Below are 15,272 nucleotides of genomic sequence, written 5' to 3'. Positions count from 1 at the left end.
CCCATCTTCTCTGTCGATGTCGCTGTGGGTGGCGGGCCGGTCACAGCCCGGCGCCCGGCACGTCAAATCCCGGCACCGCACAAAGTCGGCCAGCTTGGTCGACGGGGTGTAGCCGGGCTCCGGATCGGTCGGTGCGAAAAGTGGCCTCAGTGTGGCGGTTTTGGCCAGTTCGGCGACAAGCTCGGCGGGAATCAGCTCCTCCGCGCCCAGGAGGGCCGCCGGCGTCGACCCACGACCCTCGACGGTGGCCTGCGCGGCGACGACATGGATCACCACCGGCCCCGGCGCACGCCCACCCGCGGCGCAGTCGGGCGTGCCGCACCGGCACCCCAACCGAACGGCCCCGGTGGCCAGCGCCCCCAGCGCGTCGGCGCGCCGCTGATCACGAGTGCGCGGATCGGCCTCGCACACGGTGGCGGCCAGTGCCTCCAGACGCTGCTCGAGCGCGTTGGCGTCGGTGCTGAACAATCGGCCATAAACCTCCGACATCCCGGGCTCGGTCTCCCAGATCGTCACCTCGCGCCGCTGGATGCGGTCCTTGTTGCGGCGCACGGCATCCGGGTCTGCCGCCGCGACAAGCCGATCAATCTCGCCGGCCAGCCGACCCCGGGTCATCGACGGCCACCGCGCAGCGCGCACCGCCAATTCGGCATCCACTCGGGACAGCACCTCGGGATCGGTGATCAAGTCGGTGCGATACACCAATGTCTGAAACAACCGGTAATCGATGTCGCCTGCGCGAAATGCCGCCGCCGCCATCGGCAGCCGCTCCCGCATCGCCAACGCGTAGCGTAGATAACTGCCCGCCATCGCAAGGCTGGTCCGGAACGCGGCAGCCACCTCCGCGCCCACCGCCGCCCAGGTGTCCACGGCCCAATCGGCCTCCTCCCCACGCTGGGCGCGACGCAGCTCGAACAGCTCCCCGATCGCGTCCAACCGATCCGCCGCCGCGTGGGCCTCCGCCCGCCACGACGCGCACATGCGCCCGATCAGCGCGGCAGAGCGCTCGGTCTGCGGGGGCTCCCAGTACTCATGAAGCCGAGTATCGAACATACGTTCGAGTATGCCACGGCCATCCGACAACCGACGAACAGCTAGGGCACCCGCGTGCGATGTCGCTTGTCGTGCGGCGGGACGCCGTTGACGCCGCCGATGGACTCGGCGTAGGTGCCGACCGCGAACGCCGCGCCAGAACCCATGACCGCCAACGCGTCCCGGTTGACGGCCTCGACGGTGTCGCGCGGGCTCTGGAAGTTGGGGTCGAACGGGACGCCCGCCTGACCGCCCCACAGCCGCGCCTGCACCGTGGTCTTGAGCTGCGAAGCACCGGCGGTCAGACCCCCGACCGGCACGCCCGCGACCAGGAACGGGTGGTAGTCGGCCATCGTGGCCAACGGCATGTCGGCGGGCCGCTTGCCGGCCAGGTTCAGGTAGCCGCCGAGGGTGCGCTCGATGCCCGCCGAACCCTCGGGCACGTCGCCGAATGCGATTCCCGGCGTGGGCGGACCGGACTGGTCACCGTCGTCGGTGAAGAAGCCGGCGTTCGGCGAACCGAGCATGTTGAAGTCGAGGTACATCGCGATGTCGTTGAGCTGATCTCGGTCCATGCCGAAGACGTAATCCATCACGCCGTTGATGCCGTCCTCGTCGGCGCCCCAGAACGCGAACCGCACCGCGTTGTTCACCGCCGCCAACGGTCCCAGCTGCAGCGCCGTTTCCAGCACCGCCGCCACGCCGGTGCCGTCGTCGTTGATGCCCGGACCGTCGCGCGGGCTGTCCAGATGCGCGCCGACCACGATCGCGTCGTGCGGGGAGCCGGTTTCGGTCTGCGCCAACACGTTTCGTGACGAGATCGTGCGGTTCTCGGCGTCCAGCACCAGACGCACCGGCCCGGTGTCGTGCGCGAGCGCCGCGGCGCCGTTGGCCCCGACGACGGCGACCGGCACGGTCAGCTGCTTGAAATAACCGGGGCCGAACAGCGTTGGCGGGGCGCCCTGCCCGTTGGGTGCGCTGAGGACGATCAGCCCCGCGGCGCCCCGGGCCACGGCGCTGTTCTGCTTGTCGACGACCGAGCAGCCCGCGTCGTCGACGACGGCGATCGCGCCCGCGGGCAGCGCGGCCGGGTAATCGCCCGCGGTGCAGCCCGACGCCCGCGCGGGGTGAACCGCCGGTCCGGTCAGGCCGCCGGGCGGCGTGCGAACCAGCATCGACGCCTGGTCGACCTGATACGTGCGGCCGGCCACCGTCAGCGCGGGTTTACCGGGCGAGACGTTGTAGAGCCGGTCGAACTGCGGGGTCGACACCTTAAAGCCCCTGTCGCGCAACGCCTTCGCCACGTAGTCGACGCTGGCGTCGTAGCCCGGCGTGCCGTCGGCGCGGCTGCCGCGGTTGGCGTTGGCGATGCCCTGCAGCGCGCGCAGGTGCGCGACCATCCGGTCGGCGGTCACCTTCGCCGACAGTCCCCGGGCCAGATCCGGCGGCGCCGACGACGGGGGCGCCGGCCGCGGTGACGAACACCCCGCCACCAACCCGATCAGCACCAGCGCCGCGGCCAGCCGACGGATCATGGCTTGTTGAGCACGTGCCGCGTGCGATCGGCCAACACGGGCACGCCATTTCGGCCGCCAAGGTCCTGCGCGTAGAGGGCCACCGCGTAGGCCACGCCGCCGCCGTTGATGCCCAGTGAGGTGCGGTCGATGTGGTCGAGCGTGTCGGTCTTCTGGTGATAGTTGGGGTCGAAGGGCGCGTCGGCGGTGCCGCCCCAGAGCTTGGCCTGATCGGCGGACATCTTGGTCTCGGCGCCCGAGAACAGGCCACCCGCCGGGATGCCGGCCAGCGTGAATCCGTCGTAGTCCGAACGCCCGTCGAACGAGGTGTCCTGCGCGATCTTGCCCGCCGACTTCAAATAGGCGACCAGGGTGCGCTCGATGCCGGCCGAGCCTTCCGGCACCACCGGCTGACCGCGAGCGTCCGCGGGCAGCGATTGGTCCCCGTCATAGGTGAAGTAGCCGGGGTTCGGCGATGCCAGCATGTCGAAGTTCAGGTACAGCGCAATGTCTTTGAGAGCGTCGAGGTTCAGCGATTCCACATAGTTGCGCGAGCCGATCAGCCCGAGTTCCTCCGCGCCCCAGAAGCCGAACCGTACCGCGTTGTGCACCGGCGGCGAATTCCCCAGCTGCACCGCAGTTTCCAGCACGGCGGCCACTCCGGACCCGTTGTCGTTGATGCCGGGGCCCTCGGGCACGCTGTCCAGGTGCGCGCCCGCCATCACCACGTCGGTAGTCGACCCGGTCTTGGTCTGCGCAATGACGTTGCGGGCCTTGAAGGTTTGGACGCTGGCGTTGAGCTTGATCGTGGTCGGTCCCGGCTGCCCGCGTAGTTGCAGCCCGGTGGACTTGGTGACGCTGACCACCGGGATCTTCACGTCGGTGTCGGGCCCGAGGGTGCCGCCCATCTGCTGCTCGTCGACGTTGTCGGCGATGATCATCGCCACGGCGCCGCGCTGCACCGCCGCGTCCTCCTTCTGCGCGAACGGGCAGGTGCCGCGGTCGACCAGCACCACTGCGCCCCGCGCCCCGTCGAAGTCGGAGGGATGGCAACCCGGATCGGCCCCTGCCGGCACCGCCACCAACGGCCCGCTCACCCCGTCGGGCGGGGTGCCGAGGCTGAAGTCCAGTGGCCGCGCCTCCACGGCCACCCCGCCGACCGTCACCGTCGGCTTGTCGCCGTGAAAGACCCGAGCCGAGAATTCGGGCGTCTGAACGTCAAAGCCGCTGTGGCGCAGCGTGTTCACCACGTAGTCGACGCTGGCCTCGTAGCCGGGGGTGCCTACCGCGCGGGTGCCGTTGTTGGCGTTGGCGATGTCCTGGAGTTTCGACAGGTGCGCCATCATGGCGTCGGTCGTGACCTTGTCGTGCACCGAGGTCGCGAAATCGGCCGCGGCGGCGTCACCGGCGGCCGGCTGAGAGCCGGTGCGGCCATGCGAGCAACCGGCCAGAAACGCGGTCAGGGCAACCACGGCGAGCAGGGGCCTGAGGCTAGACATAAAGCGCGGTGAATGGCGCAAAGGGCAGATTGCGCACCACGAACCAGGCCGCCACCAGCACCAGCGTCACCGCGGCCGCCCAGCGCTGGTGCTGCCAGCCCCGGACCGGCCGGCCCGTCACCCGGCCGAAGGTCCACGCGCCGTACGCCCACACCAGCAACACCAGCGCCACCAGGCCCAGCGCGTTGAACCGGGCGGCCGCCAACACGTTGCCGTGCATCAGCGAATACAACATCCGGGCACTGCCACACCCCGGGCAGTCGATGCCCAACAGGGCCTTGGTGGGACACACCGGCAGGGGCCCACCCGGGGTCGTCGGATCACCCACCCAGGTCGCGGCGCAGACCAGGGTGGTGGACGCCGCAACCAGGAGCGGCGCACCCAAACTCAGGCGCGCCGACCCTGGGCGGGTCACCATGATCGCGACGCCGGCTTAGAACATCGCGGCAAGCGCCGCATTCGTGTTGGTGTTCAGCGCACCGACCGCCATCAAGATGGCGTAGATGACACCCACGACCACACCGATGACGGCGGACCAGATCACCCATTTCTTGGCGCTGTCGGCGGACGCCTGAGCCTCTGCGTACCGGCCCTGTGCCCACAAACCATTGACCTGGCTGGACTTGACGATCGCCACGATCCCGAACGGCAGACAGCAGAAGAGCGTCACCAGAATCGACCACACCAAGTAGTTGTTCGGCGCTTGCCCAGCAGGTTGCTGTGGCGGGTATCCGGGCGGAGGGGGCGGCTGTGTCATGGATTCTCCAGTCGAGGCGAGTTAGCTGGCGTCGAGCGGTGCTTACCATACCGGAGCGGCGCCGCGAGGGCACTATCTCGGCGAAATTCGCCGTTTCCGCCGGCCGCGCGCCCGTTCCACCGGCGCCGCTCGCGTTGCCGCCCCACCGGGCGAGTAGCCCCGGACAAACGCGAAAATCGCTGGCTGGCAACCGGTTTGCTGACCCGATAACTTTCGTCGCCGAATCCGACAATAATGCCCAGACAGATAATTTCCAGCGGAATGTGTTGCATGGACAGGACATAGCCCTACGATCCCTTTAGCGGATGCACTATTTCCGGTGAGCGACGCACCGTTAGGAGCCAATGATGCCTCAACTCAGCAAGGCGCTGCGCGCCGCGGCGGCCACCTTGGCCGCGGGCAGTTGCGCGTTCGCCGGTGCCGCCACGGCGGCGGCGGACCCCACCAATACCGGTAGCTCGGCGGACATCAACACGCTGGCCGCCAATCTGTCGAAAGGCTACGGGCTCAACAACTGCACGGCCGGAAACCTCGACGCCGGTGAACTTGCCGTGCTCACCTGCGGGCAGAGCCCCGACCCGAGCGGCCCGATTCAGGCCAGGTACATCCTGTTCAACAACGCCGACAACCTGACCGGTTCGTTCAAGACCAGCATCAAGGACGACGTGCTCACCGCGTGCGGCGACGCCGGCCAGTCGCCCACCACCTGGCACCAGGGCAGCAACAACGCAAACTCCGGATCGGTGGCGTGCGGGACATACCAGAATGCCGCGGAGATCATCTGGACCACGGACGCCAAGAACATCTTGAGCCTCATCCGTGGGTCGAACAACGACGTCCCCGCGCTCTACCAGTGGTGGCGTGCGAACGGCTGAGGCCCGAAAGACGCTCGGTTGCTTGGTTTTCCAACACAACAAAGGAGTTCAGAATGTCCCCTCTCACCAAGGCGCTGCGGGCGGCGTCGGCCGCGGCGCTCATGGGCGCTTCGGTCATCGTCGGCACCGCCACGGCGACCGCAGATCCCGGCACGGGTAGCTCGGCGGACATCAACACGCTGGCCGCCAATTTGTCGAAGGGCTACGGCCTCAACACTTGCCAGCCGGCCCCGCTGTCCGGCCCGATCCTGGCCGAGCTCGACTGCGGGCAGAGCCCCGACCCCAACGGCCCGGCGGCCGGCGTCTACCAGCTCTACAGCAACGGCAGCGACCTGGCCGCCGCGTTCACCGGCGGCATCAACGGCGTATCGCTGAGCCCGTGCGGGGACAACGGCCAGTCACCGGGCACCTGGCACACGGGCAGCACCGGCGCGACGGCGGGCCAGGTGGCGTGCGGGACCTATAAGAACGCGGCGGTCATCACCTGGACCACCGACGCCAAGAACGTGTTGAGCCACATCCGCGCGTCCAACACCGACGTCAACGCGCTCTACCAGTGGTGGCGCACCAACGGCTGAGCTTCTACAGTTGCGCGGCAAGTAAATCCGCGACCGCGCGCATCCCGGCCTCGTTGGGGTGCAGCGGGGCGGGCCGCCCGGGCAGGGACACGCCGTAGCGCGCCGGGGTGGTCGTCCATGGCTCGGCGGACCAGGCGTGGTGATCCCGGCTGGCCGCGGCGGCGCCGACGATCTCACACCCGGTCGCCGCGGCCGCGTCGGCGGTGCGGCGTTCGAGGGTCGCGGCCACGTGCCGCCCGAGGTCGGCGTCCGCCTGCCGCAGTGGCGGGGCCGGAGCGTCGGCGGGCGGCAGGATGGTCAGGTAGTCGACGAAGACGATCCGGGCCTTCGGGGAGCGCTGCCGCACCGCCGCCCCGACCGCGCACAACGAATCGAACACGTCGGCCAGCGCCCGATCGCGCGTGTCACGGTCCAGCAGTTCGGATATCAGCCCGCCCAGCAGCGGCAGGCGCCGCGCGGCGGGCGGCAGCGAGGCGGCCATCAACAGCGGAACGTAGCCGACGTCGTTGCCGCCGATGGTCACCGTGACCACGGCCTCCGAGCCGTCCAGCGCGGTGATCTGCGGCGGCCAGCCGCGCTGGTGATCGGCGAGCACGTGGGCGGTGGTCGCCCCGGAGAAGGTGACGTCGACCAGCTTGAGGCTCAGCCGGTCGGCGACCAGGTGCGGGTAGTTGCGGGCGGATCGGCCCGACCAGAGCGGGGCGCCCTCGGCGCGGGGCCGGATGCCGGGCCCGGCGGCCATCGAACTGCCCAGCGCCACATAACGTTTCATAGCTCGGGGGACGACGCCTGCGCCCAGAACCGTTTGGGAATCCGCCCGGCCCGCCGCGCCAGGTATCCGGCGGTGACGGCCGCGGCCATGGCGGCGGCCATGGCGGGCGGGTCCGCGGCGCGGGTCACCGCGGTCGCCAACAGCACCGCGTCGCAACCCAATTCCATCGCCAGCGCGGCGTCGCTCGCGGTGCCGATGCCGGCGTCGAGCACCACCGGGACGCCGGCCCGCGCGACGATCATCTCGATGTTGTGCGGGTTCGTGATGCCAAGGCCGGTGCCGATGGGCGCGCCCAGCGGCATCACCGCCGCGCAACCGGCGTCTTCGAGCCGGCGGGCGAGCGCCGGGTCATCGTTGGTGTACGGCAGCACGACGAACCCGTCGTCCACCAATTGCTCTGCCGCGCGGACCAATTCGACGGCGTCCGGCAACAGCGTGCGTTCGTCGGCGATCACCTCGAGCTTGACCCAGTTGGTGTCCAGCGCCTCGCGGGCCAGCTGCGCGGTGAGCACCGCCTCGGCGGCGCCGCGGCAGCCCGCGGTGTTGGGCAGCGGCGTGATGCCCAGCCGGTTGAGCAGGTCCAGCAGCCCGGTCCCGCCCTCGGCGTCGACGCGGCGGATCGCCACGGTCGTCAGCTCGGTGCCCGACGCGATCAGCGCCTCTTCGAGCACCGCCAGGTTCGTCGCTCCCCCGGTGCCCATGATGAGCCGCGAGGCGAAGCTGCGATCCGCGATCGTCAGTTTCGCTTCCGTGCCCTGACGATGCGGGCCAGAATGGCCCGAGGAGGAAGGGGACAATTCGGCTCTAGCCACCTTGCACCGCCGTCACCACCTCGACTCGGGCACCATCAAAAAGCCTTGCCGCCCAGTCGGATCGCGGGAGCACGGCGTCGTCCACCGCCACCGCGATGCCGCGGGCGGGGAACCCCAGCGACTCCAGCAGTGCGGCCACGGTGGTCTGCTCGTCGACCTCGACCGTTTTCTCGTTGACCGTGACGATCATGACCGCGCCCCGACCGGAACCAGCTCGGCGACAACCTGTTCGGCGGTCCACGGCGCCAGCAGGAACCCGGACCGGCCGTGGCCCGCCGCGATCAGGGTTCGCTCGTCGACGCGCTGCACGAGGGGCAGGTTATCGGGCGTCATCGGGCGCAGCCCGGCCGCGCACTCCGCCAGCTCGTACTCGCCGAGCGCCGGCAGCACCGCGCACGCGTCGTCGAGCAGGTCCCGCACCCCCGACACCACCGGGGCCGTGTCGCGGCCGTGCTCGTATTGGGTGGCGCCGACGACCACCCCGTCCCCGCGCGGCACCAGATACACCTGCCGCCCGTGCACGCGGGCGCGAATCACCCTCTGCAGCAACGGCATACAGCCCTTGCGCCAGCGCAGGCGCAGCACCTCGCCCTTCACCGGCCGCACCGGCAGCCCCGGCCACAGCGCGGGCGCGTCGATGCCGTTGGCGATCACCACCGCGTCCGCGTCGACCCGCTTGAGGTCGCTCACCGGCCCGGCCCACCGCACCCCGAGGCTCTCGCAGTCCCGGCCCAGCGCGTCGAGCACGGCGCGGTTGTCCACCGCCAGCTCGGTGGGCGCGCGGAAGCCGTGCCGGATGCCTTGCGCCAGCAGCGGTTCGACGTCGCGGGCGGACGGCTCCCACACCACCGGATGGCCCTGCTCGGACAACCAGTCGGCGACGGTGCGCAGGTCCGCGACGTCGGCGCGGTCGACGGCCACCACCAGCGACTCGCGGGCGGTGACCACCCCCGGCGGCCAGCCGTCGGTGAAACCGCCCTCGCGCCACAGCCGCAGCGACTCCAGGCCTAGCCGCAGCAACCGCTCTTCGCCGGGCCAGCCCTCGCTGTGCGGGGCGAGCATCCCGCCCGCCACCCATGACGCACCCGGTTCGCCGGTGTGGTGCACGACGACCGACCATCCGGCCCGCGCCGCGCCGCGCGCCACCGACAGCCCGATGACACCGCCGCCGATGACGGCCAGTGAGTCTTGCATCCTTTGCTCCCTTCGCCGGCATGACCCGGATCAGGTGTGACGGTAAGGGCGTGCGCGCCCACTCTCAGTCCCCGGTCGCTAGGACTCCCGTGCTCTTCGGGTTCCACGCTAGCGCGCTAGCGTCGCGGTGTGCACCAACCGTCCACCCGCCTGGCGGCGGCCAGGCTGTATCTGTGTACCGACGCGCGCCGCGAGCGCGGCGATCTGGCCGAGTTCGTCGACGCCGCGCTGGCCGGCGGGGTCGACATCATCCAGCTACGCGACAAGGGGTCGGCGGGTGAGCAGCGGTTCGGTCCGCTCGAGGCCCGCGCCGAGCTGGCCGCGCTCGAGGTCCTGGCCGACGCGGCCCGCCGGCACGGCGCCCTGTTCGCGGTCAACGACCGCGCCGACATCGCCCGCGCGGCCGGCGCCGACGTGCTGCACCTGGGCCAGGGGGACCTGCCGCCGGCCGTGGCCCGCGACATCGTCGGGCCGGAGGTGCTGATCGGCCTGTCCAGCCACGACACTTGCCAGATGACCGCCGCCGCCGGCGCGGCCGACTACTTCTGCGTTGGGCCGTGCTGGCCCACCCCGACCAAGCCCGGCCGTGCCGCGCCGGGGCTGGACCTGGTGCGTGCGGCCGCCCAGCTCGGTGGGGACAAGCCGTGGTTCGCGATCGGCGGCATCGACGGCCGGCGGCTGCCCGAGGTGCTCGACGCCGGCGCCCGCCGGATCGTGGTGGTGCGGGCGATCACCGCGGCCGAGGACCCGCGGGCCGCGGCCGAGGCGCTCAGGTCGGCGCTTGCAGCAGCGAGCTGACCAGGAGGCTGAGCTGCGACGGCTCCTCGTCGGCGTCACCCGGCATGCACCACACGAAGACCCCGGCCTCGACCTCGAGTGTGCGCGGCAGGTGCTGGCGCCGTTCGTCGCCGTGGTCCAGCGGCAACAGCGCGGGCGAAGTGCGCAGCCGCTGCCAGCTGGCCGCGAAGCCGGGATGCAGCGGCAGGTCGGCCACCTCGCTCTCGGCGACCCAGCGCATCTCGGCGCTTTCCCGGTTGGGCACGGTGTCCAGCAACTCGGCCGCGTCGGCGACGACGGTCGTGTAGGTCCAGCTGGTGCCGCCGAGCCCGGTCACCTCGGCGGTGACGACCGCGGCGCGCACGGCGAGCCGCTCGGCCCGCAGGCCGGCCTCCTCGTGCGCCTCGCGGACGGCGGTTTGCTCCGGCGTCTCGTGGCTGTCCCGCGCGCCGCCCGGCAGGCCCCACGTCCCGCCCTGGTGACTCCACACCGCCCGGTGCTGCAGCAGGACCGCGGGGGTGCCGTCGGGCCGCGGCGCGCGCAACAGCAACCCGGCCGCGCCGTAGCGGCCCCAGTAGTGGGCGCCGCTGTCGGATACCACCCATCCGTCGCCGTCGCCCTGCACGAGATCAGGATATGCAGGCGACCCCGTCGGTCAATTGACTCGCCTCCCCCCATCCGCACGAACATTCTCTTAGAATTCGCTTATCCAGGTTCGTGGGCCGAAAGTTATGAGGGCTGAGTAGACGTGACGGTTGAGCTGGCGCACCCGTCGACCGAACCGAAGGGGTCGCGGTCCCCGGCCGAACCGGCACACCCGCGCTGGTGGTTCATCTCCACGACGCCGGGCCGCATCCTGACCATCGGGATCGTGCTGGCGGCCCTCGGCGTCTCCAGCGCGTTCGCCACCTCGACGACCATCAACCACCGGCAGCAGGTGCTGTCCACGGTGCTCAACCACACCGAGCCGCTGTCGTTCGCCGCCGGACGGCTCTACACCACGCTGTCGGTGGCCGACGCCGCCGCGGCCACCGCGTTCATCGCGCAGGCCGAGCCGCGCCCGGTCCGGCAGCGCTACGAGCAGGCCATCACCGACGCCGCGGTGGCCGTGACGAGGGCGTCGAGCGGGCTGACCGACGAGCCACTGGTGCAGTTACTGGGCCGGCTCAACGCCGAGTTGGCCGTCTACACCGGGCTGATCGAGATCGCGCGCACCAACAACCGGGAAGGCAATCCCGTCGGGTCGTCGTACCTGTCCGAGGCCTCCGGGCTGATGCAGTCGCAGATCCTGCCCGACGCGGCGCAGCTGTATCAGGCGACCTCCGATCGGGTGGACAGCGAAACCACCGCGTCGACGCACTTTCCGGCCCCGGTGATCCTGGTCGTCGCCAGCACGGTGGTCTTCGGCGCGTTCTCGCATCGTTGGCTGGCCCGCCGCACCCGGCGCCGAATCAACCCGGGGCTGGTCGTCGGCGCCCTCGGTATCCTCGTCATGGTGGTATGGGTCGGAACCGCGCTGACCATTTCGACGACCGCGAGTCGCAGCGCCAAGGACACCGCTGCGGAGTCGCTGCGGACCGTCACCAACGTCGCCATCACCGCCCAGCAGGCGCGGGCCGACGAGACACTTTCGCTGATCCGCCGCGGTGACGAGGAGATGCGCAAGCAGTCGTTCTACCAGCGCATCGACTCCATGCACTCCCAGCTCGACCAGTACATGTCGCGCAGCGACGCCGTCGACAAGCCGGACCTGCAGGGTGCGGATCAGCTCCTGCTGCGCTGGCGGCAGGCCAACGACCGGATCAACTCCTACATCTCGGTGGGCAATTACCGCGCCGCCACCCAGGTCGCGCTCGGCAGCGGCGAGGACGACTCCACCCCGGCGTTCGACAAGCTCGAGGACGAGCTCGGCAAGGCGATGGACCAGAGCCGGACCCACCTGCGCAACGACGTGCTCAGCGCGCGCAGCGGGTTGTCCGGCGCCCAGGTCGGCGGCGTGGTGCTGTCCCTCGGCGCGGCCATCGCCGTGGCGCTGGGCCTATGGCCGCGGCTCAGGGAGTACCGGTGATCAGGCGCTGGCTGGGTGCACTCGCCGCGGTCGGCCTGCTCGCGGGCTGCGGCCACACCGAGTCGCTGACCGTGGCCACCGCGCCGACGCTGCCGCCGCCCACGCCGGTCGGCATGCAGCAGCTGCCCCCGGAGCCGCCGCTGCCGCCGGACGACCCGAGCCAGGGCTGCGACCTGACCGCGAGCCTGCGCCCCTTCCCCAACAAGGCCGAGGCGGACGCCGCCGTCGCCGACATCCGCGCCCGCGGCAGGCTGATCGTCGGGCTCGACATCGGCAGCAACCTGTTCAGCTTCCGCGACCCGATCACCGGCGAGATCACCGGCTTCGACGTCGACATCGCCGGCGAGATCGCGCGCGACATCTTCGGCGCCCCCTCGCACGTCGAGTACCGCATCCTGTCATCGGAGGAACGCGTCACCGCGCTGCAGCGCAACGAGGTCGACGTCGTCGTCAAGACCATGACCATCACCTGCGAGCGGCGCAAGCTGGTGAACTTCTCCACCGTCTACCTGGACGCCAACCAGCGCATCCTGGCCCCGCGCGACTCGCCGATCGTCCGGGCGGCCGACCTGTCCGGCAAGCGGGTCTGCGTGGCCCGGGGCACCACGTCGCTGCATCGGATCCAGCAGATCGACCCGGCGCCGGTCATCGTGTCGGTGGTGAACTGGGCCGACTGCCTGGTGGCCATGCAGCAGCGCGAGATCGACGCCGTCAGCACCGACGACTCGATCCTGGCCGGGCTGGTGGAGGAGGACCCGTACCTGCACATCGTCGGGCCGAACATGGCCACCCAGCCGTACGGCATCGGCGTCAACCTGAACAATCCCGGGCTGGTCCGGTTCGTCAACGGCACGCTGGAGCGCATCCGCCGTGACGGGACGTGGAACACGTTGTACCGCAAGTGGTTGACGGTTCTGGGACCGGCGCCCGCCCCGCCCACGCCGAGGTATGTGGACTGATGGCCGAGCCGATGGATTCCGAGGACGTCGGCACCCAGGCGCCCGACGTGCAGACCGGTGCGGCGGCGGAGTCGCGGCCGCAGGCCACCCAGGCCCTGTTCCGCCCCGACTTCGACGACGATGACGACGACGACTTCCTCATCCCCGGCATAGACATCGAGGCGCCGGAGCGGATGACGGTGGCCACCCGGGTGCTGCCGCCGACCCGTCAGCTCGGAGGCGGCCTGGTCGAGATCCCGCGCGTGCGCGACATCGATCCGCTCGAGGCGCTGATGACCAATCCGGTGGTGCCGGAGTCCAAGCGCTTCTGCTGGAACTGCGGAAAGCCCGTCGGCCGGTCGGGCTCCGAGGGCAAGGGCGCGTCGGAGGGCTGGTGCCCCGCCTGTGGGAGCCCGTATTCGTTTCTGCCGCAGCTGAATCCGGGCGACATCGTCGCGGGCCAGTACGAGGTGAAGGGCTGCATCGCGCACGGCGGGCTGGGCTGGGTCTACCTGGCGGTCGACCACAACGTCAACGACCGCCCGGTGGTGCTCAAGGGCCTGGTGCATTCCGGTGACGCCGAGGCGCAGGCGATCGCGATGGCCGAGCGCCAGTTCCTCGCCGAGGTGGTGCACCCGCAGATCGTGCAGATCTTCAACTTCGTCGAGCACACCGACCGGCACGGGGAGCCGGTCGGCTACATCGTCATGGAGTACATCGGCGGGCAGTCGCTGCGGCGCAACCTCAAGGACGGGAAGTCCGAGAAGCTGCCCGTCTCCGAGGCCATCGCCTACCTGCTCGAGATCATGCCCGCGCTGAGCTACCTGCATTCCATCGGCCTGGTCTACAACGACCTGAAGCCGGAGAACATCATGCTCACCGAGGAGCAGCTCAAGCTGATCGACCTGGGTGCGGTGTCGCGGATCAATTCGTTCGGATATCTTTACGGCACACCGGGTTTCCAGGCGCCGGAGATCGTGCGGACCGGCCCGACGGTGGCCACCGACATCTACACGGTGGGGCGCACGCTGGCGGCCCTGACGTTGAACCTGCGCACCCGAAACGGCCGCTACGTCGACGGGCTGCCGGACGACGATCCCGTGCTGAAGACCTATGACTCGTACGGCCGGCTGCTGCGCCGCGCCACCGACCCCGACCCGAGGCGCCGGTTCTCCACCGCCGAGGAGATGTCGGCGCAGTTGATGGGCGTGCTGCGGGAGGTGGTCGCCCAGGACACCCGGATCCCGCGGCCCGGCCTGTCGACGATCTTCTCCCCCAGCCGGTCGACGTTCGGGGTCGATCTGCTGGTCGCGCACACCGACGTGTACCTGGACGGCCAGGTCCATTCGGAGAAGCTGACGGCCCGGGAAATCGTGACCGCGCTGCCGGTGCCGCTGGTCGATCCGACCGACGTCGCCGCCCCGGTGCTGCAGGCGACGGTGCTCTCCCAGCCGGTGCAGACGCTGGACTCGCTGCGCGCCGCGCGGCACGGTTCGCTGGACGCCGACGGCATCGAGGTGGCCGAGTCGATCGAGCTGCCGCTGATGGAGGTACGCGCGCTGCTGGACCTGGGCGACGTGGCCAAGGCCACCCGCAAGCTGGACGACCTCGCCGAGCGGGTCGGCTGGCGGTGGCGGCTGGTGTGGTATCGGGCCGTCTCCGAGCTGCTGACCGGCGACTACGAGTCGGCCACAAAGCATTTCACCGAGGTGCTGGACACTTTCCCCGGCGAGCTCGCGCCCAAGCTGGCGCTGGCCGCCACCGCCGAGCTGGCCGGTAATCCCGACGAGCACAAGTTCTACGAGACGGTGTGGAAGACCAACGACGGCGTGATCTCCGCGGCTTTCGGTCTGGCCAGAGCCCTTTCGGCCGAGGGCAATCGCGAGGAGGCGGTCAACACGCTGGACGAGGTCCCGCCCACCTCAAGGCATTTCACCACCGCGCGACTGACCAGCGCGGTGACGCTGATGTCCGGCCGCTCCACCCGCGAGATCACCGAGGCGCAGATCCGCGACGCCGCCCGCCGCGTCGAGGCGCTGCCGCCCACCGAGCCGCGGGTGCTGCAGATCCGAGCCCTGGTGCTGGGCGGCGCGATGGACTGGCTGCAGGACAACGAGGCGAGCACCAATCACATCCTCGGCTTCCCGTTCACCGAACACGGCCTCCGACTGGGCGTCGAGGCGTCGCTGCGCAGCCTGGCCCGCGTCGCGCCCACGCAGCGGCACCGCTACACGCTGGTGGACATGGCGAACAAGGTGCGTCCGACGAGCACGTTCTAGCTTGTTCTTGGGTTTGCGTTCCGTGTGAATCGTGGGCGGCGACACGCCGACGAACTTCGCCATGGGCTCACACCGAAAAGCCTTGCGTTCACACTCGATTCGCCGATGAGCTCGAGTGTGAATCGTTGGCATTCCGTGTGAATCATGGGCGGCAGAATCGCCCGGATCCCGCCACCA

16 protein-coding genes and 1 riboswitch are annotated in these 15,272 nt (G+C 70.3%); of the genes, 6 read left to right on the top strand and 10 right to left on the bottom strand.

The window, feature by feature from the left end; all coding sequences use genetic code 11:
- The 5 genes from N415_RS28050 to N415_RS28030 all read right to left on the bottom strand — a co-directional run.
- Nucleotides 1-1,053 (bottom strand): 13E12 repeat family protein (locus N415_RS28050; RefSeq protein WP_068188862.1); only part of this gene is annotated, 1,053 nt, incomplete at its 3' end.
- 41 nt (nucleotides 1,054-1,094) lie between these two features.
- Nucleotides 1,095-2,567 (bottom strand): M28 family peptidase, encoded by a 1,473-nt coding sequence (locus N415_RS28045; RefSeq protein ID WP_068188859.1) that lies wholly within the window; start codon nucleotides 2,565-2,567, stop codon nucleotides 1,095-1,097.
- Complete coding sequence (locus N415_RS28040; RefSeq protein ID WP_068188856.1) at nucleotides 2,564-4,045, bottom strand: M28 family metallopeptidase; 1,482 nt, start codon at nucleotides 4,043-4,045, stop codon at nucleotides 2,564-2,566. The genes N415_RS28045 and N415_RS28040 overlap by 4 nt, the downstream gene beginning before the upstream one ends.
- Nucleotides 4,038-4,463, bottom strand: coding sequence for a DUF2752 domain-containing protein (locus N415_RS28035; RefSeq protein WP_068188854.1), 426 nt, complete (start codon nucleotides 4,461-4,463; stop codon nucleotides 4,038-4,040). The genes N415_RS28040 and N415_RS28035 overlap by 8 nt, the downstream gene beginning before the upstream one ends.
- Nucleotides 4,464-4,478: 15 nt before the next feature.
- Nucleotides 4,479-4,802: a CD225/dispanin family protein gene (locus N415_RS28030; protein WP_068101329.1), complete on the bottom strand. Its 324-nt coding sequence runs from the start codon at nucleotides 4,800-4,802 to the stop codon at nucleotides 4,479-4,481.
- A 347-nt stretch (nucleotides 4,803-5,149) separates the two neighbouring features.
- Between N415_RS28030 and N415_RS28025 the strand changes: the two genes are divergently transcribed.
- Together N415_RS28025 and N415_RS28020 are read left to right on the top strand one after the other, a co-directional pair.
- Complete coding sequence (locus tag N415_RS28025; protein WP_068188865.1) at nucleotides 5,150-5,677, top strand: serine/threonine protein kinase; 528 nt, start codon at nucleotides 5,150-5,152, stop codon at nucleotides 5,675-5,677.
- A 53-nt stretch (nucleotides 5,678-5,730) separates the two neighbouring features.
- Nucleotides 5,731-6,255, top strand: a complete 525-nt coding sequence (locus N415_RS28020; protein ID WP_068101516.1) for a serine/threonine protein kinase — start codon at nucleotides 5,731-5,733, stop codon at nucleotides 6,253-6,255.
- Between the two features lie 4 nt (nucleotides 6,256-6,259).
- Here the strand turns inward: N415_RS28020 and N415_RS28015 are convergent, their stop codons facing one another.
- From N415_RS28015 to thiO, 4 genes are all read right to left on the bottom strand, one after another.
- Nucleotides 6,260-7,027 carry an SGNH/GDSL hydrolase family protein gene (locus N415_RS28015; protein WP_068188851.1) on the bottom strand — a complete coding sequence of 256 codons (768 nt, stop codon included), beginning with the start codon at nucleotides 7,025-7,027 and terminating at the stop codon, nucleotides 6,260-6,262.
- A complete protein-coding gene (locus N415_RS28010; RefSeq protein ID WP_068131476.1) occupies nucleotides 7,024-7,728 on the bottom strand; it encodes a thiazole synthase in 705 nt (234 codons plus the stop codon). Before N415_RS28010 ends, N415_RS28015 begins: the two co-directional genes overlap by 4 nt.
- 103 nt (nucleotides 7,729-7,831) lie before the next feature.
- Nucleotides 7,832-8,029: a sulfur carrier protein ThiS gene (gene thiS / locus N415_RS28005; protein ID WP_068188846.1), complete on the bottom strand. Its 198-nt coding sequence runs from the start codon at nucleotides 8,027-8,029 to the stop codon at nucleotides 7,832-7,834.
- Nucleotides 8,026-9,033, bottom strand: a complete 1,008-nt coding sequence (gene thiO, locus N415_RS28000) for a glycine oxidase ThiO (protein WP_068188844.1) — start codon at nucleotides 9,031-9,033, stop codon at nucleotides 8,026-8,028. The genes thiS and thiO overlap by 4 nt, the downstream gene beginning before the upstream one ends.
- A riboswitch (TPP riboswitch) is annotated at nucleotides 9,024-9,134 on the bottom strand. It overlaps the preceding gene by 10 nt.
- Before the next feature lie 28 nt (nucleotides 9,135-9,162).
- On the opposite strand from thiO, the gene thiE reads away from it, so the two are divergent.
- On the top strand, nucleotides 9,163-9,831 hold the full coding sequence (thiE, locus tag N415_RS27995; protein ID WP_068188840.1) for a thiamine phosphate synthase: 669 nt from the start codon (nucleotides 9,163-9,165) through the stop codon (nucleotides 9,829-9,831).
- Here the strand turns inward: thiE and N415_RS27990 are convergent.
- A complete protein-coding gene (locus tag N415_RS27990) occupies nucleotides 9,803-10,435 on the bottom strand; it encodes an NUDIX hydrolase (protein WP_068188837.1) in 633 nt (210 codons plus the stop codon). The two genes, thiE and N415_RS27990, sit on opposite strands and share 29 nt — an antisense overlap.
- Nucleotides 10,436-10,558: 123 nt before the next feature.
- Between N415_RS27990 and glnX the strand changes: the two genes are divergently transcribed.
- Genes glnX through N415_RS27975 form a run of 3 tightly spaced genes read left to right on the top strand, consistent with a single transcriptional unit; the run spans nucleotide 10,559 to nucleotide 15,095 of the window.
- Nucleotides 10,559-11,878, top strand: a complete 1,320-nt coding sequence (glnX, locus tag N415_RS27985; RefSeq protein WP_068101351.1) for a protein kinase G-activating protein GlnX — start codon at nucleotides 10,559-10,561, stop codon at nucleotides 11,876-11,878.
- Nucleotides 11,851-12,837, top strand: coding sequence for a glutamate ABC transporter substrate-binding protein (locus N415_RS27980; protein ID WP_068188833.1), 987 nt, complete (start codon nucleotides 11,851-11,853; stop codon nucleotides 12,835-12,837). The genes glnX and N415_RS27980 overlap by 28 nt, the downstream gene beginning before the upstream one ends.
- Nucleotides 12,837-15,095: a serine/threonine-protein kinase PknG gene (locus N415_RS27975; RefSeq protein WP_068188832.1), complete on the top strand. Its 2,259-nt coding sequence runs from the start codon at nucleotides 12,837-12,839 to the stop codon at nucleotides 15,093-15,095. Before N415_RS27980 ends, N415_RS27975 begins: the two co-directional genes overlap by 1 nt.
- The last annotated feature ends 177 nt before the right edge of the window (nucleotides 15,096-15,272 follow it).

Source organism: Mycobacterium sp. UM_CSW (assembly GCF_000455205.1).
Taxonomy (GTDB): domain Bacteria; phylum Actinomycetota; class Actinomycetes; order Mycobacteriales; family Mycobacteriaceae; genus Mycobacterium.
The sequence above is the reverse complement of the archived record's forward strand: the minus strand, read 5'-3'. Positions and strand labels throughout refer to the sequence as shown.

Coding starts and splice junctions, on each gene's coding strand:
- N415_RS28015 (WP_068188851.1), bottom strand. CDS start 7,027: ATGAAACGTTATGTGGCGCTGGGCAGTTCGATGGCCGCCGGGCCCGGC.
- N415_RS28010 (WP_068131476.1), bottom strand. CDS start 7,728: ATGGGCACCGGGGGAGCGACGAACCTGGCGGTGCTCGAAGAGGCGCTG.
- N415_RS28020 (WP_068101516.1), top strand. CDS start 5,731: ATGTCCCCTCTCACCAAGGCGCTGCGGGCGGCGTCGGCCGCGGCGCTC.
- N415_RS28030 (WP_068101329.1), bottom strand. CDS start 4,802: ATGACACAGCCGCCCCCTCCGCCCGGATACCCGCCACAGCAACCTGCT.
- N415_RS27980 (WP_068188833.1), top strand. CDS start 11,851: ATGGCCGCGGCTCAGGGAGTACCGGTGATCAGGCGCTGGCTGGGTGCA.
- N415_RS28040 (WP_068188856.1), bottom strand. CDS start 4,045: ATGTCTAGCCTCAGGCCCCTGCTCGCCGTGGTTGCCCTGACCGCGTTT.
- thiO (WP_068188844.1), bottom strand. CDS start 9,033: ATGCAAGACTCACTGGCCGTCATCGGCGGCGGTGTCATCGGGCTGTCG.
- thiS (WP_068188846.1), bottom strand. CDS start 8,029: ATGATCGTCACGGTCAACGAGAAAACGGTCGAGGTCGACGAGCAGACC.
- N415_RS28025 (WP_068188865.1), top strand. CDS start 5,150: ATGCCTCAACTCAGCAAGGCGCTGCGCGCCGCGGCGGCCACCTTGGCC.
- N415_RS27975 (WP_068188832.1), top strand. CDS start 12,837: ATGGCCGAGCCGATGGATTCCGAGGACGTCGGCACCCAGGCGCCCGAC.
- N415_RS28035 (WP_068188854.1), bottom strand. CDS start 4,463: ATGGTGACCCGCCCAGGGTCGGCGCGCCTGAGTTTGGGTGCGCCGCTC.
- N415_RS28045 (WP_068188859.1), bottom strand. CDS start 2,567: ATGATCCGTCGGCTGGCCGCGGCGCTGGTGCTGATCGGGTTGGTGGCG.